This window comes from Rhodococcus sp. NS-SX18 (genome assembly GCF_057367935.1).
In genome coordinates, this window is the sequence record NZ_CM170633.1 from 4,339,280 (window position 1) to 4,359,290 (window position 20,011).

Genomic DNA, 20,011 nt, shown 5'->3' on the forward strand with positions numbered 1-20,011 from the left:
CGACGAGTCACTTTCGCCGGAGCCACGCCGACGCAAAGTGCGCCGGCGCAAGACCGACGAGCAGATCGCACAGGAGCGCCGCAAACGCCGGAACCTCGCGATCGGTTGCACCGCAGGCGCGGTCGTCGTCGCCGGAATGGGCGTCTGGCTGGCTTACGAAGGGCTGCAGGCCAAGTCGAGCCTCGAACAGGCCCGGGAGTACGCCACGAGCTCGAAAAATGCCCTGCTGGCGGGTGATACCGAGACAGCTCTGCGCACGGCCGGCGACGCCGACAAGTACGCGAAGCAAGCACAGGACTCCACCCACTCGCTGCCGTGGAGCATCACCGCGGCGATCCCGTGGCTCGGCAGCCCGTTCGCGGCGAGTCAGCAGATGAGCGATATTGTGACGGGTCTCACATCCGATGTTCTGGTGCCCGCCGTGGACGCCGGCTCGGCCGTCTCCCCCGATCAGCTGATCCTCGACGGCGCCCGCATCAACCTCGCAGCCCTGCGCGACGCCGCACCGGTCCTCGAGACCACCGCGGCGGCAGCGGCCGAACTCGACGCTCAAGCGAATGACATCGACGGCACCTACCTGAGCCTGATCGACGACGCACGCGTCCAATTGCAGGACCAGACAGGCGAATTGTCCGGTTTGCTCCACAACACTTCCCTCGCGGCCGAGATCGCACCTGCCATGCTGGGCGCCGACGGGCCACGCAGCTACTTCATTGGCTTCCAGACCAACGCCGAAGCCCGCGGCACGGGCGGACTGCTTGGCGGGTTCGGCATCGTGCGTGCCGCGGACGGCGCGGTACGGGTCGACGACCTGGCAAGCAACCGGGAACTGCGCACCAACTACCAACCCCTCGATCTCGGGCCGGACTTCGCCCGCACCTACGGGCACAGCCGGCCGACGGTGGACTTCCGCAACAGCAACGTCAGCTCGCACTTCCCGTACGCGGCGCAGATCTGGCAGTCGCTGTGGCAGCAGGAGTCGGGCGAGCGCGTCGACGGTGCGGTCGCGACCGACCCCGTGGCGTTGAGTTACGTCCTCGAGGTGGTCGGGCCCGTCACGTTGCCCAGCGGGGAGAAGATCACCGCCGACAACGTAGTCGAGCTGACCGAATCGACCGCCTACTCGCGATTTGCAGACAACAACGCCGCGCGCAAGCAGTACCTGCAAGACGTAGCAGCGGCAGTGGTCCAGAAGATGACGGGGAGCATCAGTCGGCCGCAAGCCCTGCTGGAAGCCCTCGGCCATGCAGCGAGCGAGGGGCGACTCGCGGTGTGGAGCGCCAACCCAGACGAGCAGGAAGTTCTTGCGGGAACACCACTCGGCCACACCGTTCCCGAGGATTCCGCCCCGTATGCGGGCGTCGTCGTCAACAACCTCGGCGGCAACAAGCTGGACTACTACCTGCGACGCGAGATCGAGTACACCGCAGGCTCGTGCGACGGCGACACACGGAACTCAAGGGTGACGGTGCGACTGAGCAACGACCTACCTGCCGGTGACTTCACCAACTACGTGGCCGGCATGTTCGACAACCCGGTGGGGGCGCCGTTCGGCGCCAACTTGACCGATCTGTCATTGATCGCCACGCAGGGCGCCAGACTCGAGAAGGTGACCGTGAACGGTAGCCCAGCCATGAACTTCACAGGCAAGGAACTGGGGCACCCCGTCTACAGCGTGCAGTTTCCGGTGCCGCGCGGCGAGACGTCCGAGATCATCTTCGAGCTGACGGAACCCGTCGTCGAGGGTGAGGCCCGCATCCCGGTGCAACCGCTGGTCGACGAGCCTGCACTCAGCATCGACGTGCCGGCCTGCGACTGAGGCCGACTGGGCACCCTACAGCCACCGGCCCGGTCCGCCGCGTCTGTACCGGCGGTAGGACGCCCAGAAGCCCCATGCTGCGATACCGAATCCGACGAACGACAGAAGGTCGGATTCGGTGAGACCGTGCCCCGGATTGAGCACGTACAGCACCCGACCTTCGAGGGGTCCGCTCAACGCGAGCCACAAGAACGATGCCACAGCGACAGCCGTGCTCGATAGAGCGTTCGGGCGCGCCAAGCACCACGCAGAGGCGGTGAAGAGCGAGCACATGAAGACCAGGGCATGGAAGATATCCGGACTGACGATCTTGCACCCCTGATCTCACGCTGCGACTGATGCGATGAGCTTCAATGCTAATGGCCGCGAGGAAGATCCTCGCGGCCAGCGCCTGCACTGTGCCTCGCTTTACGAACTCGGGCTGGCCGGTCGGTCACTTCCCGAGCACTGATTCGCCGGCATCACGGTACGCGGTCTCCGTGGCGTCCTTCTGCGGCCGCCACCAGTGCTCGTGCGTGCGGTACCAGTCGATCGTCGCGGCCAGTCCCTCGCGGAAGTCGCGGTAGCGCGGCTGCCAGCCGAGTTCGGTGCGCAGCCGGGTCGCGTCGATCGCGTAGCGCAGATCGTGGCCGGGCCGGTCGGTGACGAAGTCGAAGTCGCCGCGGTCCCTGCCGCACAACCCCAGGACGGTCTCGACGACGGTGCAGTTGTCGGTCTCCCCATCCGCGCCGATCAGGTAGGTCTGCCCGATCTCGCCCTTGTCGATGATCGTCCACACCGCCCGGTTGTGGTCGTCGACGTGGATCCAGTCCCGCACGTTCGCCCCGGTGCCGTACAGCTTCGGCCGCACCCCGTCGAGGACGTTGGTGATCTGCCGCGGGATGAACTTCTCCACGTGCTGGTACGGGCCGTAGTTGTTCGAGCAGTTCGAGATCGTCGCCGCCACCCCGAACGAGCGCACCCACGCCCGCACCAGCAGGTCCGAGCCGGCCTTGGTCGAGGAGTACGGACTCGACGGGTTGTACGCGGTGGCCTCGGTGAACCGCGCCGGATCGTCGAGGTCGAGGTCGCCGTACACCTCGTCGGTGGAGATGTGGTGGTAGCGCACCGCATGCCGGCGCACCGCCTCGAGCAGGGTGAACGTGCCGATCAGGTTGGTCTGCACGAACGGCGACGGATCGGTCAGGGAGTTGTCGTTGTGCGATTCGGCGGCGAAGTGCACCACCAGATCCGACTCGGCCACCAGCGCGTCCACCAGGTCGGCGTCGGCGACGTCGCCGCGGACGAAACGGATCCGCTCGGCGACCGGGTCGAGGGAGGCGAGGTTGCCGGCGTAGGTGAGCTTGTCGAGCACCGTCACCCGTGTGTCGGGTCGTTCCGCGACGGTCTGGTGGACGAAGTTCGCACCGATGAAACCGGCACCGCCGGTGACGAGCAAACGCATTGAATGAGCCCTCCGTGATACCTCGACTCGCCGGTAGCCAATGACAATGAAACACTGTGCCCCATGCGCGGAATCATTCTCGCCGGGGGGACCGGCTCGCGACTACATCCGATCACTCTCGGCCCCAGTAAGCAACTCGTGCCAGTCTACGACAAGCCGATGATCTACTACCCGCTCTCGACGCTCATGCTCGCCGGGATCCGCGACATCCTGATCATCACCACCCCACACGATTCGGACCAGTTTCAACGCCTGCTCGGCGACGGGTCGCGCTACGGGGTGAACCTGACCTACCGCGTCCAGCCGGAACCGAACGGCCTCGCCCAGGCGTTCGTCCTCGGCGCCGAGCACATCGGCAACGAATCCGCGGCGCTGGTGTTGGGGGACAATATTTTCTACGGACCCGGGATCGGCTCTACGTTGAGTCGATTCAGCAACATAGATGGCGGGGCGGTGTTCGCCTACCGCGTCTCCGACCCCAGCGCCTACGGCGTCATCGAATTCGATGACACTGGGCGTGCAATCTCCTTGGAGGAAAAGCCCGCGACTCCCAAATCCCCGTATGCGGTGCCCGGACTGTACTTCTACGACAACGACGTCGTCGCCGTCGCCCGCGACCTGCGCCCGTCGGACCGCGGCGAATACGAGATCACCGACATCAACCGCACCTACCTCGAGGCCGGCCGCCTCCAGGTCGAAGTCCTCCCCCGCGGCACCGCCTGGCTCGACACCGGCACCTTCGACTCGCTGCTCGACGCCGGCAACTACGTCCGTACCATCGAACAACGCCAGGGCCTGAAGATCGGCGCCCCCGAGGAGGTCGCGTGGCGGCGCGGCTTCATCACCGACGACGAGCTGCGCGCCCTGGCCGCGCCGCTGGTCAAATCCGGCTACGGCAGCTACCTGCTCGACCTGCTCGACCGGGAAGGACACTGACGGTGCACTACCGCGAACTGAAGATCCCCGGCGCCTTCGAGATCACCCCCCGCCAGTTCGGCGACGACCGCGGCGTGTTCTACGAGTGGTTCAAACAACCCACCTTCGCCGACGCCGCCGGCCGCCCGCTCGACCTGGCCCAGGCCAACTGCTCGGTCTCCGCCGCCGGGGTGCTGCGCGGCATCCACTACGCCGACGTCCCGCCCGGACAGGCCAAGTACGTCACCTGCGTCGCCGGCGCGGTCCTCGACGTCGCCGTCGACCTGCGCATCGACTCACCCACCTTCGGCCAGTGGGACGCGGTCCTGCTCGACGACGTCGACCGCCGCGCCCTCTACCTCACCGAAGGCCTCGGCCACGCCTTCTGCTCCCTCGCCGACGGCTCCACCGTCGTCTACCTGTGCTCGACCACCTACAACCCCGACCGCGAGCACGAGATCGACCCCCTCGACCCTCAGATCGACATCGACTGGCCCACCACCGGCCGCGACGGGACACCCCTGCACTACGAACTCTCCGACAAGGACAAGGCCGCACCGTCGCTCGCCGACGTGGTCGCCGCCGGGTCGCTGCCGCGCCAACAGTAACTCCTACCGGCAGGAAGGGCTACATCGCTCCGCATCAACAGTCAGCTCATACCGTCCGCGACGCAATCCCGATTCGCAGGTGCCCACCCCAGGAATCGAACACGAACCAGCTAAGGTTCACGCAACCACAACGGGACCTTTTCGGACCGCCGGAACCCCGACGTATACTGAATCTGCCTCACAATCGCGAATGACCACACTGCCTGCGCCAATAATCGTTCCCGCTCCGATCCTGACGCCTGGGAGAATCGTCACCCCGCCGCCGATCCAACACCCATCCTCAATGACGATTGGCGCATGCTTGGATTCTCCTGCCCGTCGCTCGCGGCCCCCGATCGCATGAGTACTTGTTATAAACAGGCAACACGTCGCAATATCACAATTCTTGCCGATCGTAATCCAGTCAAGCGAATCGAAAACGCAGCCATAACTAATATGCGTCCCCTCTCCGATCTGAACACGAGTACTACCAAAGAACGTACCAGGTGGAACCGAACACTTATCAACCGGGAACCGCGCGATCCGCATAGCCCTCCACCGCAGCGGTTTTGGAAGCAATGATGAACCAAGCACGCGATTTATAAACAGATCACGCCAGAAACTCCGCAACTCTACCCGTACAGACATCGAATTGCCCTTCCTCGTGAAGCTTGCCATTCGAGCGGCGAACAGTCATATCATCACCAGCGCCACAGCGAATCTCCATCTCCGCGGACGGCACCTACGGTCCGCATGCTGAACTTCCATCGCACCGATCGCAACCACCTAAGACCAACCAGGTGTCGGCCTCCACTCGAGTATCAACCGCAGGCAGCGACGCGCAGACGTCTTCGTACGTGCGCCGCGCTCGCAACGCAGAGACAATACTAAGCGCCAGCTCCTCACTCGTTGCTGACGGTTCGAGCACCACATGCCCGTGATCAGTGAGCCAAGATGCGATACCTGTTTCAGTGCTCGCCACAATTTCGCATCCGTGCGCGAGACCCTCCAAGATCGGCAGGCCAACCTGCTCCCGCCAACCACGACTAGGTTGCGATAACAACACCAAGCAGTGTGCGCTTCTAAGCAGCGAATGGATACGTCGACGGGACGGATCAACTAAAATTGATACATTTTCATGTGCACTACTCCAAGCGGTGACGCGATCGACACTCTCACCTTTTCCAGCCAAGGTAAGACTGGCCGTGGGAACAATTTGCACGACCAATTCCCACGCGTCCATTAACTTAAATACGCCCTTTCGATCCTCAAAGGCACCCACAAAGACAACCTCAAACTGAGACTTCAGAAATTCACTGGCACAATTACATCGCTGCGGCAAGGCCGGAAAATGCCTACACTCAATGGACTTTAATAGGAAGTCCCGCCCCAGGACTTCTCGGTAGAGCGCACAAGCGCCATGTGTTCCAAAGGCGACTCGCCGGACCCTTCGTATTAGTATCGAAACCACCATCCACACGACAAACTCGGCAAGAAAAATGGGAAATTTTGCACGCACAACCAGAGCCTCCACCGGACTCTTGTTCTCAATCGCGTAGACCACAATCTCGGGGCGCCGTCGGCGGACAATTTTAGAGAACATTGTAGCCACGAGCACGACGATTATTGTCGGCCATGCACTCACATAAACCGGTTCATTAATCTCGATAATGTCGGCCCTGCTTCGGAACACGTACCATCCAATCTGAAACCTGCTAAGTTGCCGCGCATGCACCCTCCGGGCAAGCGACTCATCGAAGTCATAGTACTTCCGCCGAAAAATTAGCTCACCCGGATACAGCGTATCCAAACGCTCCAAGTGTGCCGTGCGCGCAAAGTCGTAGACTCTCAACACCAACAGACGAGCATCCCGCTGACCGTTCTCGGCACCAGGCATTTGATCACCACCCATTCACGATTAAGTACAGACATACTGGGACGCCCGCCGCACTGATCCAAGAAAGAGCATATTGACGAAGACCAAGGCTGCATACCAGGACAGTCGCAAGCTGCGAGAGGCACAGCACCGCAAAGTACCCCGCAATACTAGGCCGAATCATCAAGAGAATGAGCCCGACCGAGGATAAAGTGAGATCAACAATGACTTTCGACGAAATCGCCCGGACGACTCTACGAGCGTTAACCTCGCGCAAAAGTAGTGCAGAGACCGTAAGTAGCAAGGTCCACGCACTCACAATCATGAAATATGCAGGAAAGGACTGAGCGCGACTAGCGAACGCGGCAGAGCCTAGCAAAACTCCCGAGACGACGCTGATTCCAAGGGTCCACCTTCCAGGGACCCATCCCGCGAACTCCCAATTGTACCGGGCAAGCAGAACAGAATTAACGCCAAGGCCGATAAGTGACGCACATACTTTGCTTACGACGAAGACCCAAGATGCACTACCTTCCCCAAGTTGGGTCACAGCGGCGAGCATAAGGGTCGGGAGGACGGAACTTGCCGCAACACCAGCTACTAGTGCGACCGTATGCTCGAACAGCGAACTATCATTGCCATCCTTAAGCATGGGAGTCTCTGAACCGCTCCGTGAAAATGCAGATTGCCTCTTCCGGAAGAGGCAGAGCGTGGCTAACGCCGCCAATAGCCATCCAAGAGAAGGAGCAAGATAGACAACCTGAGAACGATCGGCAAGCAGATAAACGATCGGAAGGCAGATCGCCACGCCGACATTGGGGAGAATTGAGACGGCCGACAAGGGGGCTGGAACACCGTGGCACGCCCATTTCACGCCATCTATTGCGGCCAACGCGAGGATACCGCCCCCTACCCCTTGGACCAGTATAACCGCAGATTGCAATACGCCGATATTGTCGGCCTGTATAGAGCCAATCAACGTAAGCACGAGTATGGTAACAATCGCTAGACCAGTTGAGAAGGCAAGAGCGAACGCCTTGCATACACGCCACGCGTCAAAACCAGGGCGACCAATCGCGAGGTTGTATACCACCCCTAACGCGATACCGCTTACGGCAACTGAACCGACCTGCAATCCGATGGCATACACATCTCGAAAGTCGCGGCCAAGTATTGGGATCATGCCGATGCCGAGAGCCGCGACCAACTGCGAGGCACCCGTTGCTGCCACAACATTAATAGTCTTCGAGTTTGGCCTAGCAAGTTTCAACATGTCGAAGCTTCGAGGTCCCGCTTGTGCACCCGACCGTCAGGGATGTTGGCCTTTGATTCACCTGGATGGGCGGTACACCAACTGCCCGCCAGGATCGCAACCAACAGCACGAACAAGCCAATATTCCACACGAGCAGGTCGAACGAGAAACTAAACACAAATAGCATCGCAATAAGCGGACGAGAATCCCGCACGCGGAGCATCGGAACCAGAAATACGAGTGCGGCCGACACGAGGCCAACTAGCCCCCAACTCAGAGTGACACTAACCCAGGCATTATCCACGGCGGCGAACCCTGAGTTTAGATAGCTAAATGCTTCAAGTTCATTCCGTTCCTGCTCGGAAGTTCCCATAGCGACGTGGGTAACTGGGCGGGAGAAAAGGGTTGGCCACGCCCGCCAGCCGTCCTGTCGATGAGTGAAGGAGTGTGTCGCTTCGATCCCCGAGAAGCCGAGAATCCGAACGATGTCGATCCACAAGATCAGAACACCTGCGAATACAGTAAGAACCGAGGTCCAGGCCAGCCGCTTCGATGAGCGCATATGGAGGACAGCGACGATAACACCAGCCACACACGCGAGAGCTGCCGTTCGCGTTCCGGATGCAAGTATGCCTGCAGAAAGAACCGCGATGGCGATCATCGTCGTGACACGAGAGCGAAAAACCGGCAACTGAATCAACAACACGATTGAGAAGGCGCACATCATACCCAACGGGATCGGGTGCGCTAAAGTCCCCATCCCGCGTAGATCAAACGACTGCACGAATTGATTCTGTTTTTCGTACTCGTTGACGTCTCCGAGGTATCCCCAGGCCGGCCGCGACAGGCGCGCGATTTCAATAATCCCCAACAGTGCCTCTACTACAGCAATCGCAATAAAGAATCGCAGAAAGCGAAGAACGGTAGTCCGATCCGCAATTGGATACAGCATCACGAGTGGCAGGACGGCTGCCAATTGTAGAAGCGCGGCATTGACGGCATCGATCTCGCCCCGAGTGGCGCCAACTAGGATGGTGGCGATTATGTATAGTGGGACGACCCACATGTACCGTCCGCAATTTCGGCGGTTGCGCACGCGCAGGAACACAACTACCGCTAGTACACACATTGCCAGGCTCGGAATGGCTTTGAATAGGTATGTCGGGCCAAAAGTGGGAATCCCTGTGAGAGCTGCTGCGCTCGCACACATAGTGACAAGAGTCGCCGACTGGATGTTAGCGCTCCCGACAAAGATGACGGTCACCGCAAAGACCGATACCCACAGCAGGTGAACTGGGTCTCCGACAACCACGAACAGCGCCGCAACAGCCGCCAGTGCACTAAAGCTGGCAAGGCCAAACAACGCGTCGGAACTTCCAAGAGTTGCGGACATTCGAACACGCGCCGGTGAGTTTGTGAATGTCATCGACTAGACCGATCTCCGGAAACCGAGCCATTTGGACACAGAGTCTTGGGGCACCCCGGACTCCCAGTTGGCGCGATTCCGTTCATAAAGATCGGCACCTTCGCGCGCCGCACGATGCCTGTCCATCAGAAGCGCGACGCAGCTCTCGACGATCTGATCTTCCGACCGATACGGGGTCAGATTCAGCACTCGACCGAGCGTCCCAACCGCAGCCTCGGTGCCTACGACCGGAAGACCCCGCGCACTGACCTCGAGAATTTTGACCCGAACTCCACCGCCCGTTCTGATCGGTGCGACCAGTGCTCGACACGCATGCATCACCCCTTCGAGGTCATCAACAAAGCCGAGGACGTCGACACCCTCCGGGGCTTGTGCTCGAAGTCGCGGATCTGGCCGGCCGACGATCTTCAATCTTGCATCGGGGACTCGGGTTCGAACCAACGGCCAGATCCGGTAGAGTCGCCGGACCGCGTCAAAGTTCGGACCCCACGTCTGGTCACCGATAAAGAGCATGTTCCGAGGTGAGTTCACAACATCAATCGATCTAGCGGCGGGTTCGAACGTGACGTCGAGAGATGTCAGCCAGGTGATTCCCGCCTCCCGGAATCTGTTTGCTTCGTCATCGTCGAAGCACCCGACAGACTGCGCGGCCTTCGCGACTCGCAACTCATCACGAAGCACGGCTTCCGCCTCGAGCTTTCGGATCCCGCCGCTTCCCTTTAGGACGTCGGCCTCCGACACGTGAGTATTGATCCATAAGCGGTCGGGACCTCCGAGTGTCCGAAGAACGGGCTCGGCCATGTACGTGTGTTCTGCCACGAGCTTGTCCGCGTCGGTGCGTTCGACGGCACGTCTGAACCCGTCCGTGTCAAATCGACAGTGGATCGTACTCCGCCTCGAACGCAGGACATTCCAGGCGACGTGACCGGGTCGGAGCGGAGGCTTCTGAATACCTGTGAACGTGCCACGCTTCCCGACATTGCCTGCGATCTCTACATATGCGAGCGCACTCACAGAATACGACTCCGCTGCGAGTCTCATCACGAGTCGACTGACCGCCACATCCCCGCCCTGGCGTTCTTCTGGGTGCTTTCCCAGAAGGAAACACACCGATTCAACCATTGCGTCTCCAATCGTGAAAGATCGCCTCGCGGAGGTCTTGTGGTGGAGGCCCTCCCCTCCCAGAGATGCCGTCGCGTATCCCCAGGCCGGCCCAAACAGGTCCCAAGAAGTCGCGGCGCAGGAGACACCCCACGACGCTCCTTACATACTGATAAGACACTGCAATCCCAGTCTGAAGCCGGCCAAATCTTGTTCCTGAGAACAAGATCTGATTTCGAAACTTGAGATACGGGGTGAAATTTCCGGGCTCCTGCGCTGCGCGTGCTTCCGCACATATCACGGTAGATGCACCGGAATCTGCGAGCCTATGGCAGTAGTCCACCTCCTCAAAGTAGAGAAAGTACTGTTCCTTAAATCCACGCACTCCGTCAAAAGCCGCTAATTTGTGTAGCATGATCGCTCCGTCGACCCACGGCACAACCCGAGAGGCGGTCGGAATATCCGTCATATGCGCAACTCGGCCACCGAACTTGACACGCCCGCCGCCCGAGTAGATCGTTCCTGGTTGAGACGCGCGTTCCAGGACGGGCCCGACTGCACCAACATCCTCGCTGCTGCGAATTAGCTCGAGCATCGCCGGGACGCAATTCCCGTCCATCAGAACGTCGTGTGTAACTACAAGCATATATTCTGACGCGTGACTTACAGCACCGCGCCCGATGTTCACCGCAGCCCCGTACCCTGGGTTATCTGCATAATAGATTCTCGGAGGCGGTTGAATTTCGGCAGGCAGATGTTCGGGGCGGAGGGTCCGTCCATTGTCAACGACGACTATTTCGCTTGGGCGGAGGGTCTGCGCCCAAAGCGCACGTAGAGCGCTTTCGAGGAGTTTGGGCTGGCGATAATGGATAACTACTGCGGCGTACATGTCTCTTTAGCTTCTTACTACCTCACTTCTGCCAGACCACTACTTGCCGTTTGCAGTTGCAGTTCGATCCGTCTCCATCTCTTCCCTACCAGTGAGTTGCAAGTACGCACATCGTAAGCCCTCAGCCATGAGCTGCCAATTGTTCGACTCCATAACGGATCGCGTCCTTTCGCGCACATACTGTGAATATGCGTCATCATTTCGGAATCTAAGTACACTGTCCCGCATCTCAAGAGGTGAAGTGCCAAGTAGCGCATATCCAAGTGAGGACATACTTGGAATTGACCGTGAAAGTACCGGCACGCCCGCGTGCGCAGCTTCTATAGCCGAGATCGGCGCCCCCTCCCATCGTGCGGTGTGGACATATAATGATGATGACGCGACGACTTCTCGCGCCGACTGCGGATCAATCCATCCTGTGACTTCTACCCCTGCACGTTCGAGTTGAGCCCGTAATTTGATATCTCCGTCGCCAACCCAGACTGCACGTACCCCGTCCTCACTTAGCATCTTGTAGGCCTCGGCGAAGAAGTCTGGGTCTTTTTGAGGGCAAAGGCGACCTACTGCACATATTTGGAATCTCCCAGAAGGATTATTCGCGTCATGGCCACGAATATTCCCCTCCAGCCTTGGCGGGGGATTCGGCACGATGTACACGGGCGTTGTTCGATGAAGCCGGCTCGCAATGGTCGCCTCGTGAGCACTGACGGCTACGATAGCTTGGGTTCGGCAACGAGTGAGTAACGTTTCCGTGAGATCAATTAACTTGATCGCAGTATTCCCCATGTCAAGGCGCTCCATCGCATAGCAGTGCGGGGAATAGGCTATAGGAATTGAGGCCGGGATGAGTGCCCGCAGCACGCCCGCGTAGCTGGAATGCAGATGAATCAACTCGGCGTCGCTCGCTCTCGCTACGGAAGCCGCCTTCCGTAAAAACCCGAGCTTTGTGCCATCTATCATCGTCAATGTTGTGTTCTCAGGCCAGGCGTACGTACCTTGCGACGGGCGCTCGCGAGCAACCACGGCATGCATGTACTCGGGCAGCGCGCGCGCGTAATTCACCAGTGCTGATTGAACACCTCCCCCAAGAGCCTCCGTGATGTGGAGCACCGAAGGGACACGGCCACCTCTGACGTGCCCCTTTGCGCTTTCCAGGACGCGCCGCTGCATAAAATGGCCCTTCTAGTTAAGTTCGCTTACAGGGTCCCTGCAATTACCGATCAGTGCGGTTTCCGTCATTTGCAGTACTAGATCGCGCGTCCCATGCCCCGGTACCGCCAGCCGGCGTTGATCCAACGAGCGGGATCAAGACAGTTCCGGCCGTCTATGATGGACCGGGTGCGGACGAGCTTCGCTAGACTACGCGGATCTATTTCTTTGAACTCGTCCCATTCAGTCAAGACGAGCACAAGGTCGGCGCCTGCGCATGCATCTAGGGCAGTAACCGCATAACTCAGTGTTGGGAATTGCTTCACTGAGTTCTCAATAGCCTTGGGGTCGTAGACACTCACCGTGGCACCCTGCAGCTGAAGTTGTCCAGCAATATTGAGGGCGGGCGAGTCCCGAACGTCGTCAGAATTCGGCTTGAATGCTGCACCCAAAATCCCTATCTGAGCTCCAATCAGGCTCCCGCCCACTGCCTCCCGAGCAATATCTACCACCCGGGTGCGTCGACGCATGTTGATGTTGTCGACTTCACGAAGGAATGTCAGGGCTTGATCGGCACCCAGTTCGCCAGCACGAGCCATAAAAGCTCGAATATCCTTCGGGAGACATCCACCACCAAATCCGATTCCTGCGTTCAGAAATTTCCGGCCGATTCGGTCGTCAAGCCCAATTGCGTCAGCCAGTACTGCTACATCCGCACCGGACGCCTCACAGACTTCTGCCATTGCGTTGATGAATGAGATTTTTGTCGCAAGAAAGGAGTTTGCGGCGGTTTTGACCAACTCTGCGGTCGCTAGGTCGGTTACAATAAACGGCGTTCCAGTTTCGATAGTTGAAGAATATATATCCCGGACAAGTTCCTCTGCGGAACTGCCAGAACGCTGGTGAATCCCCAATACGATTCGATCAGGGCGCAACGTGTCTTCGACTGCGTAGCCTTCTCGGAGGAATTCCGGGTTCCATGCAACTTCCACTTCCCGACCGACTGGAGCCAGGTCGCGCGCGCGCTGATTAAGGCGGTGCGCTGTCCCCACTGGCACCGTAGACTTTCCCAGTATTAGCGCCGGTCGATTTAGGAGGGGCGCAAGTACCTCTACAACTGTGTCCACCGCTGAGGTGTCCGCCGCAAGTTCACCCTTCTTCTGCGGAGTGCCAACGGCGATGAAGTGGACATCGGCAAAATTTGCGGCTTCCTCGTATGACGAGCTGAATCGCAGGCGTCCGGCCTGGCGATTTCGCTTCAGCACGTCCTCGAGTTCCGGTTCATAAAAGGGTAGTTCACCCTTCTGCAGCTTGGACACCTTCTCCGAGTCCACGTCGACTCCGACTACGTCATGGCCCAACTCCGCCATGCACGCAGCATGCGTGGCACCGAGATAGCCGGTACCGAACACTGCAATTCGACAGCTCATCTCGACGTGCGGCCTTTCACTGGTCGTCGGTTCCTACTGGGTAGTTCGCTGCAGAGCGATCGACATGGTCGACTCACCCCCGCTTAGATGTCGTTTGAAGTAGCTTGCACGCGGATGGTTTCCGGGTGGAATGGGCCGTTAGTAGGCCCCGTCACTTGCCGCCACGGCCTTGATCGTCTTGCAGACAATCAGCAGGTCGCTGATCATTGACCAGTTCTCCACATATGACAGGTCCAGTCGGACTGACTCGTCCCACGACAAGTCGGATCGTCCGCTGACTTGCCACAATCCTGTTATTCCTGGCCGGACCAAGAGTCGACGGCGAATCACGCCATCGTAGTTTTCGACCTCCCTGCGGAGTGGCGGCCGCGGCCCAACAACACTCATCTCTCGACGGACGACGTTGATGAACTGCGGAAGTTCGTCGATGCTGTATCGGCGAATAAACTTGCCGACACGGGTAATTCGCGGGTCGTCGCGCATCTTGAATAGCAGGCCGGCACCCTCGTTTCGGTCGAGAAGCGCGGTCACCTGCTTGTCGGCGTCGGTCACCATCGACCGGAACTTGATCATGCCGAAGGGCTCGCCGTCGAGACCGATGCGTTCGGAGCGATAGAACACCGGGCCCTTGCTGTCGAGCTTGATGGCGAGCGCCACGAGAGCGAACACGGGAGCCAAGAGCGCGAGAGCCGTGAGCGAGAAGACCAAGTCGAACGCGCGCTTTCCGCTGCGCTTGGCTCCGTGGTAGCTGGGCTTCTCCACATGGATAAGCGGCAGGCCGGCGACGGGACGCATCTCCATGCGAGGCCCCGCCACATCAACAACACCGGTGGCGACGACGAGATCCGCCTCATACGGTTCCAGTTCCCAGACCAAGTCGCGGATGCCCTCGTGCCCGAGGGTCTCGGTTGCGGTTACCACGACTGTGTCTGCGCCCGATTCGGCCAAGGCTTCGACGACTGACCGTTCATCGCCGTAGATTGCGATCCGGTTTCCGTCCACCTCGATGGACTCACCGCGTGCACCCGCATAGCGCGGAACGCAGACACCGACGACTCGGTATCCGTCAGAAGCTTCGCGCTGGAAGGTTCGCGTCATGTGGCGTACTGCGTGCTCGCCACCCACCACGAGGACCGACGTCTGGAACTCGCCGCGGCTCCGCTTTCGTGCCACCACCCGGCGCCACATCCATCGACTGAAGATCAGCATCATGAGCCCGGCTGGCAGAGCAATGGCGAGGTAGCCGCGGGCCAGGTCGAGCTTGAAGACCAGCGAGACGATCGCAATAGCGCCGAAAAGCCGCAGCGTTCCGGAGATTACGCGCTGGTACTCCTCGTAGCCGCTGCCGATGACGCGGCGCGAGCGGGTGCGGAAGAGTGCGAGAGTCCCGATCCACGCCGCAGCCAGACACACCGACACTACGGCGTAGTTCAACTCACTGAACGATGTGGCCGCGAGCAGGTCCGATTCCCCGAAGCGAACGAGATGCGCGAGTACGACGGCCATGACGACGGTGACGTTGTCGGTCCAGAACAGGCGCCGAACGTATGCGCTTTGCCACGACCATCGGGTGTTGCCGGAGCGGTCTCCGACCAGGTAAGGGCCGTGCCTTGCCGGCGCCTCCCTCGTGGAGTCGGCCGCGGTCCGTACCCGGTCCGACTGCTCCACTGCTGAATTCATTCCGTTCCCTCCCCGAGCCCCACACGGGCGAGTTGCCCGTACTGGTGCGATCACCTCGGACGGAACACGCGGACGGCATCGATGGTGTGCATGTACCTCCCCGTACCGCACACATCTCAAACCTGCGTTGCCCTCGGTAAGGAACATCTTGGGTCATTCGGCCGCGACTTGCATCTCGATCGGGACACGACTGGGACTGACGCTGGTGCCCGCTGACCTGCGAAAACTACCTACTTCTTAGTAACTTCTCAGGAAGTACCAGGTCAGACGGTATGTTCATGCTCTAGCCGCGGCGACCGTTCGGTTGCAAGCGATTCTTCGTTACAGTGTGAAATGTCACATGCGGCCATTGCGAGGGATTATTCGGCGTCGAGTTGGACGCATGACCAGTTTTCCGGAACGTACAGACAGAAGGATGCAAACGCTAGTACATAACGAGTATCGGCCGTGGAAGATTTCGAATCGCGAAGCAGCGGATCTTGCCGGGTCCTCGGGCGCGGCATTGCGGGCAGGTCTCCTGGAGGTCAACCGGCGAGACTGACATGCCTTGACCTGGAAGAACCTTCGAAGGTCATCGACGACGTCCCCGTTCGCTACCCCGGTGTCCCACTGAGTCGCCCGAGTGAGGTCGCGAATTTCACCCGATGCGTTAAACTCCGCACGATCGCGCATTACTGCGGGAACTCTCCCCCACCGCAACCACTCGGCGCGTGCCTATTCCGATCGATATTCCCGCTGCCACGGGTACGTCCACGAACGAATATCCGATGTGGCCCATTCGAGAGACGAGGTGTCGCCATGGGCGAATTGATCGCCGAGAATCCGTGCGTGTTCAAGACGGCGGTGGTGCCGGCTGCCGGCATGGGCACGCGGTTCCTGCCCGCCACGAAGACGGTTCCCAAGGAACTTCTGCCGGTCGTGGACACTCCCGGTATCGAACTGGTCGCGTCGGAGGCCGCCGAGTCGGGTGCGGGCCGCCTCGTCATTGTCACCGCACCGGGCAAGGCCGGCGTGGTCGCGCACTTCGTCGAGGACCTGGTTCTCGAGAATCACCTGGAAGCGAAGGGCAAGCACCACCTGCTCGAAAAGGTGCGCAAGGCACCGAGGTTGCTCGATGTCGAATCCGTCGTGCAGGCCGAGCCGCTCGGGCTCGGGCACGCCGTCGGCTGCGCCGAGCAGGCCCTCGACGACGACGAGGACGCCATCGCGGTCCTCCTTCCCGACGACCTGGTCCAGCCCTGCGGCGTTCTCGAGGTGATGGCCCGTGTCCGCGCCAAGCGTGGTGGCACTGTCCTGTGCGCCATCGACGTGCCCAAATCCCAGGTCAGCTCGTACGGCATCTTCGAAGTCCAGGAGGATCCGGGCGTCGCGAACCCCGACGTTATGAAGGTGCTCGGCATGGTCGAGAAGCCGAAACTCAAGGACGCGCCCTCCACCCTTGCCGCGGCCGGCCGCTACCTCCTCGATCGCGCGATCTTCGATGCGCTGCGCCGCGTGAAGCCCGGGGTGGGCGGCGAACTGCAGCTCACCGATGCCATCTCGCTGCTGATCGACGAGGGTCACCCCGTTCATGTCGTGGTCCACCGTGGCTCGCGGCACGACCTCGGCAATCCCGGCGGCTATCTGCGAGCCTGTGTCGACTCCGCCCTCGCCAGCCCGGAGTACGGCCCGGTGCTGCGCTCATGGCTGACGGACCGGCTCAAGCAGATCGACCCCGACGCACAGCAGTAGGGGCTGGGCCACCGGCGAACTGCTTACCGGCCCATGCCGTGATAGCGCCAGCCATGGGAACGCCACCGCTGCGCGTCGAGGCAGTTACGCCCGTCCAGAACGGTGCGGGCTCGAACCACTGCGCCGATCTCTTCCGGATCCAGGGCCCTGAACTCCTCCCATTCGGTCAGCACCAGGACTGCGTCGGCTCCCTTGCATGCCTCGGGGATGTCGGCCGCATAGGCGAGGGTGGGGAACAGCCGTCGTGAGTTCTCCATTGCCTTCGGATCGAAGACCGTCACGGCTGCGCCCTGCAGTTGAAGTTGTCCCGCCACGTTGAGTGCCGGGGAATCCCGGACGTCGTCGGAGTCGGGTTTGAAGGCCGCGCCCAGGACTGCGATGCGGGTGCCCAGGAGAGATCCGCCGCAGGCTTCCCTCGTCATCTCCACCATTGTGCTGCGACGCCCCATGTTGATGCCGTCCACCTCCCGGAGCAGGTGCAGAACGTTGTTGGCGCCGAGCTCGCCGGCCCTCGCCATGAAAGCTCGAATATCCTTCGGGAGGCACCCACCTCCGAATCCGAGTCCGGCATTGAGGAATCGCCGTCCGATCCGGGCGTCGTAGCCGAGCGCGTCGGCCAGCTCGACTACGTCCGCGCCACTCGCGTCGCACACCTCGGCGACGGCGTTGATGAAGGAGATCTTCGTCGCCAGGAATGCGTTCGCAGCAGCCTTCACGAGTTCGGCGGTGGCGATGTTCGTGACCAGGAAGGGCGTGCCCTCGGCGATCTGGCATGCATAGAAGTCGCGCAGGGTCGCTTCGGCTCGCCCGCCGCGACTGCGGTCGACCCCGACGACCAACCGGTCCGGGGTGAGCGTGTCGCGCACGGCGTACCCCTCGCGCAGGAATTCGGGGTTCCACGCCACCTCGACGTCGCCTCCGGCCGGGGCGGCGCTCCTGGCGCGCTCTGCCAGTTGCTCGGCCGTTCCGACGGGCACCGTCGACTTCCCGACGATCAGTGCCGGGCGGGTCAGGAGCGGGGCGAGCGCGTCGACGACCGCATGCAGCTGGGACAGATCCGCGGCGAACTCACCGCTCTTCTGCGGCGTGCCGACACCGATGAAGTGCAGGTCCGCGAAGTCGGCGGCCTCGGCGTAGGACGTCGTGAAACGCAGCCGTCCGCTGTCGAGATTGCGTCGCAGTGTCTCTTCGAGTCCGGGCTCGAAGAAGGGCACCTCCCCTGCCGCCAACTTCGCGATCTTCCCGGCATCGATGTCGACGCCCAGGACGTCATGCCCTAGTTCTGCCATGCAGGCGGCATGAGTGGCGCCGAGGTATCCCGTGCCGAAGACTGTGCAGCGCATGCACCCAGAGGTACCCAGTAAGGGTGTTCAGCACACCGATGCACGCTGAGGTCTGAACCAACAGTGCATGAAGAGTAGGCGCTGTCGGCCGATCAGGCCGATTCGGACCGAACCGGCGAGGTTGCCACGAACACCGTCGCGTGAGAGCTCCGGACGACGAGTTCGGGGTCCGAGCTCGGAGCCCACGCCGCCTCGCCCTGCCCGAGGTTCAAGATCCGATCGTCACACCGCAGCTGCACTGATCCCTGCACGCACAGCAGGATCCGTGGGGTCGAGCCGGCGAATGCGGCCGTGGCGGGTTCCGGCGTGCCCGAGTTGTGCAGCCTCACCCGCCACAACTCGAACTCGTGCACCGGCGGCGCGTACAGGCGTTCGTGTCCGTCGCGGCGGGCGCGCACCCACGGCACACCCACCGAGTCGAAGTCGAGCACGCGCAGCAGCTCCGGCACGTCCACGTGTTTGGACGTGAGCCCGCCGCGGAGCACGTTGTCCGAGTTCGCCATGATCTCCACGGCGGTGCCCCGCAGATACGCGTGGAGGTTGCCCGCCGGGAGGAACAGGGCGTCACCCGGCTCCATGCTCACCCGGTTGAGCAGGAGCGAGGCGAGGACGCCGGGGTCCTCCGGATACGCGAGACCGAGCTCGATGGCCGTCCGCGCCGCGACGGTGAACTCGTTCTCCGACCCGGATCGTGCTTCGAGGTAGCGCTCACAGCCCGAGAGGACGGCGTCCGTCAGCCCCACGAGCGATTTGGTCGGCAGCGTCATCCATGCGGTGAACAGGGCGCGGAGTCCTGTTGCATCGAGGTTGTCACCGAGTTCGGAGGCGTACGGCGTCAGCTCCGACACCCCGAGGTCGCGGAGGAATTCGACCGTCTCGGCGGGTACCCGGAATCCGGCCAGCGCCTCGAATCTGCTCAGCGCGACGACCATCTCGGGCTTGTGGTTGTCGTCGCGGTAGTTCCGGTGTGGGGCGTCCAGCGGAATTCCTGCCGCGTTCTCGCGCGCGAAACCTTCCCGGGCCTGCGCCCCGCTCGGGTGCGCCTGCAACGAGAGCGGCTGCTCGGCCGCGAGGACTTTCAGCAGGAACGGCAGCCGGCCGTCGAACTGCCGAGCACAGTCCGGTCCGAGCTGACCTTCGGGGTCGCGAGCAATGAGATCGCACAACGGCACCGCGCCATCTTCGGTGTCCACCGTCGCCGGGGCCACCGGATGGGCACCGAGCCACAGCTCGGCCTCCGGCTCCTCGGTCGGCGCAGGCCGGCCGGTCAGCTCGGCCAGCGCGGTGTGCGAACCCCACGAATAGTGTCGAACGGCCCCGCGAAGCGGATACATCGAACTCCTCTCCGGAACCGGATCAGCTTGTCCT

Annotated in this window: 17 protein-coding genes; 4 read left to right on the forward strand and 13 right to left on the reverse strand. The window is 61.3% G+C overall.

Annotation, left to right across the window (positions count from 1 at the left end):
• The first annotated feature begins 37 nt into the window (after positions 1-37).
• Positions 38-1,819, forward strand: coding sequence for a DUF4012 domain-containing protein (locus tag AC2IPW_RS19790; RefSeq protein ID WP_486377036.1), 1,782 nt, complete (start codon positions 38-40; stop codon positions 1,817-1,819).
• A gap of 15 nt (positions 1,820-1,834) precedes the next feature.
• Here the strand turns inward: AC2IPW_RS19790 and AC2IPW_RS19795 are convergent, their stop codons facing one another.
• Together AC2IPW_RS19795 and rfbB are read right to left on the reverse strand one after the other, a co-directional pair.
• Positions 1,835-2,020, reverse strand: coding sequence for a hypothetical protein (locus AC2IPW_RS19795; protein ID WP_486375453.1), 186 nt, complete (start codon positions 2,018-2,020; stop codon positions 1,835-1,837).
• A gap of 232 nt (positions 2,021-2,252) precedes the next feature.
• Positions 2,253-3,263, reverse strand: coding sequence for a dTDP-glucose 4,6-dehydratase (gene rfbB, locus AC2IPW_RS19800; RefSeq protein WP_486375454.1), 1,011 nt, complete (start codon positions 3,261-3,263; stop codon positions 2,253-2,255).
• 63 nt (positions 3,264-3,326) lie between these two features.
• Between rfbB and rfbA the strand changes: the two genes are divergently transcribed.
• The gene (rfbA, locus tag AC2IPW_RS19805) at positions 3,327-4,199 is read left to right on the forward strand and encodes a glucose-1-phosphate thymidylyltransferase RfbA (protein ID WP_486375455.1); all 873 of its coding nucleotides are present in this window, start codon (positions 3,327-3,329) and stop codon (positions 4,197-4,199) included.
• Between the two features lie 2 nt (positions 4,200-4,201).
• Complete coding sequence (gene rfbC, locus AC2IPW_RS19810; RefSeq protein ID WP_486375456.1) at positions 4,202-4,786, forward strand: dTDP-4-dehydrorhamnose 3,5-epimerase; 585 nt, start codon at positions 4,202-4,204, stop codon at positions 4,784-4,786.
• A gap of 117 nt (positions 4,787-4,903) precedes the next feature.
• Here rfbC and AC2IPW_RS19815 read toward each other — a convergent pair whose 3' ends face one another.
• The 9 genes from AC2IPW_RS19815 to AC2IPW_RS19855 form a co-directional block, all read right to left on the reverse strand.
• Complete coding sequence (locus tag AC2IPW_RS19815; RefSeq protein ID WP_486375457.1) at positions 4,904-5,443, reverse strand: acyltransferase; 540 nt, start codon at positions 5,441-5,443, stop codon at positions 4,904-4,906.
• A gap of 64 nt (positions 5,444-5,507) precedes the next feature.
• Entirely contained in the window at positions 5,508-6,662 is a 1,155-nt protein-coding gene (locus AC2IPW_RS19820; protein WP_486375458.1) for a glycosyltransferase, read from the reverse strand.
• 4 nt (positions 6,663-6,666) lie between these two features.
• Positions 6,667-7,914: a hypothetical protein gene (locus tag AC2IPW_RS19825; RefSeq protein ID WP_486375459.1), complete on the reverse strand. Its 1,248-nt coding sequence runs from the start codon at positions 7,912-7,914 to the stop codon at positions 6,667-6,669.
• Positions 7,908-9,287, reverse strand: a complete 1,380-nt coding sequence (locus AC2IPW_RS19830) for an O-antigen ligase family protein (protein WP_486375460.1) — start codon at positions 9,285-9,287, stop codon at positions 7,908-7,910. The genes AC2IPW_RS19825 and AC2IPW_RS19830 overlap by 7 nt, the downstream gene beginning before the upstream one ends.
• A 36-nt stretch (positions 9,288-9,323) precedes the next feature.
• Positions 9,324-10,442 (reverse strand): glycosyltransferase, encoded by a 1,119-nt coding sequence (locus tag AC2IPW_RS19835; protein ID WP_486375461.1) that lies wholly within the window; start codon positions 10,440-10,442, stop codon positions 9,324-9,326.
• Positions 10,435-11,310, reverse strand: a complete 876-nt coding sequence (locus AC2IPW_RS19840; protein WP_486375462.1) for a glycosyltransferase — start codon at positions 11,308-11,310, stop codon at positions 10,435-10,437. Before AC2IPW_RS19840 ends, AC2IPW_RS19835 begins: the two co-directional genes overlap by 8 nt.
• A 39-nt stretch (positions 11,311-11,349) precedes the next feature.
• Positions 11,350-12,480 (reverse strand): glycosyltransferase family 4 protein, encoded by a 1,131-nt coding sequence (locus AC2IPW_RS19845; RefSeq protein ID WP_486375463.1) that lies wholly within the window; start codon positions 12,478-12,480, stop codon positions 11,350-11,352.
• 77 nt (positions 12,481-12,557) lie between these two features.
• Complete coding sequence (locus AC2IPW_RS19850; RefSeq protein ID WP_486375464.1) at positions 12,558-13,889, reverse strand: UDP-glucose dehydrogenase family protein; 1,332 nt, start codon at positions 13,887-13,889, stop codon at positions 12,558-12,560.
• Between the two features lie 138 nt (positions 13,890-14,027).
• Positions 14,028-15,569: a sugar transferase gene (locus AC2IPW_RS19855; RefSeq protein WP_486375465.1), complete on the reverse strand. Its 1,542-nt coding sequence runs from the start codon at positions 15,567-15,569 to the stop codon at positions 14,028-14,030.
• Positions 15,570-16,367: 798 nt separating this feature from the next.
• Here AC2IPW_RS19855 and AC2IPW_RS19860 point away from each other — a divergent pair.
• Positions 16,368-17,300 (forward strand): UTP--glucose-1-phosphate uridylyltransferase, encoded by a 933-nt coding sequence (locus tag AC2IPW_RS19860; RefSeq protein ID WP_486375466.1) that lies wholly within the window; start codon positions 16,368-16,370, stop codon positions 17,298-17,300.
• 23 nt (positions 17,301-17,323) lie between these two features.
• Here AC2IPW_RS19860 and AC2IPW_RS19865 read toward each other — a convergent pair whose 3' ends face one another.
• Together AC2IPW_RS19865 and manA are read right to left on the reverse strand one after the other, a co-directional pair.
• Complete coding sequence (locus AC2IPW_RS19865) at positions 17,324-18,643, reverse strand: UDP-glucose dehydrogenase family protein (RefSeq protein ID WP_486375467.1); 1,320 nt, start codon at positions 18,641-18,643, stop codon at positions 17,324-17,326.
• Positions 18,644-18,735: 92 nt separating this feature from the next.
• The gene (gene manA, locus AC2IPW_RS19870; protein WP_486375468.1) at positions 18,736-19,977 is read right to left on the reverse strand and encodes a mannose-6-phosphate isomerase, class I; all 1,242 of its coding nucleotides are present in this window, start codon (positions 19,975-19,977) and stop codon (positions 18,736-18,738) included.
• Positions 19,978-20,011: the final 34 nt, after the last annotated feature.

Bases quoted from the DNA above. Each gene is read 5' to 3' on its own strand.
- AC2IPW_RS19830 (WP_486375460.1), bottom strand. From the start codon at position 9,287: ATGTCCGCAACTCTTGGAAGTTCCGACGCGTTGTTTGGCCTTGCCAGC.
- AC2IPW_RS19865 (WP_486375467.1), bottom strand. From the start codon at position 18,643: ATGCGCTGCACAGTCTTCGGCACGGGATACCTCGGCGCCACTCATGCC.
- AC2IPW_RS19840 (WP_486375462.1), bottom strand. From the start codon at position 11,310: ATGTACGCCGCAGTAGTTATCCATTATCGCCAGCCCAAACTCCTCGAA.
- AC2IPW_RS19815 (WP_486375457.1), bottom strand. From the start codon at position 5,443: ATGGCAAGCTTCACGAGGAAGGGCAATTCGATGTCTGTACGGGTAGAG.
- AC2IPW_RS19835 (WP_486375461.1), bottom strand. From the start codon at position 10,442: ATGGTTGAATCGGTGTGTTTCCTTCTGGGAAAGCACCCAGAAGAACGC.
- AC2IPW_RS19850 (WP_486375464.1), bottom strand. From the start codon at position 13,889: ATGAGCTGTCGAATTGCAGTGTTCGGTACCGGCTATCTCGGTGCCACG.
- AC2IPW_RS19845 (WP_486375463.1), bottom strand. From the start codon at position 12,480: ATGCAGCGGCGCGTCCTGGAAAGCGCAAAGGGGCACGTCAGAGGTGGC.
- rfbA (WP_486375455.1), top strand. From the start codon at position 3,327: ATGCGCGGAATCATTCTCGCCGGGGGGACCGGCTCGCGACTACATCCG.
- AC2IPW_RS19820 (WP_486375458.1), bottom strand. From the start codon at position 6,662: ATGCCTGGTGCCGAGAACGGTCAGCGGGATGCTCGTCTGTTGGTGTTG.
- AC2IPW_RS19860 (WP_486375466.1), top strand. From the start codon at position 16,368: ATGGGCGAATTGATCGCCGAGAATCCGTGCGTGTTCAAGACGGCGGTG.
- manA (WP_486375468.1), bottom strand. From the start codon at position 19,977: ATGTATCCGCTTCGCGGGGCCGTTCGACACTATTCGTGGGGTTCGCAC.
- AC2IPW_RS19855 (WP_486375465.1), bottom strand. From the start codon at position 15,569: ATGAATTCAGCAGTGGAGCAGTCGGACCGGGTACGGACCGCGGCCGAC.
- AC2IPW_RS19825 (WP_486375459.1), bottom strand. From the start codon at position 7,914: ATGTTGAAACTTGCTAGGCCAAACTCGAAGACTATTAATGTTGTGGCA.
- rfbB (WP_486375454.1), bottom strand. From the start codon at position 3,263: ATGCGTTTGCTCGTCACCGGCGGTGCCGGTTTCATCGGTGCGAACTTC.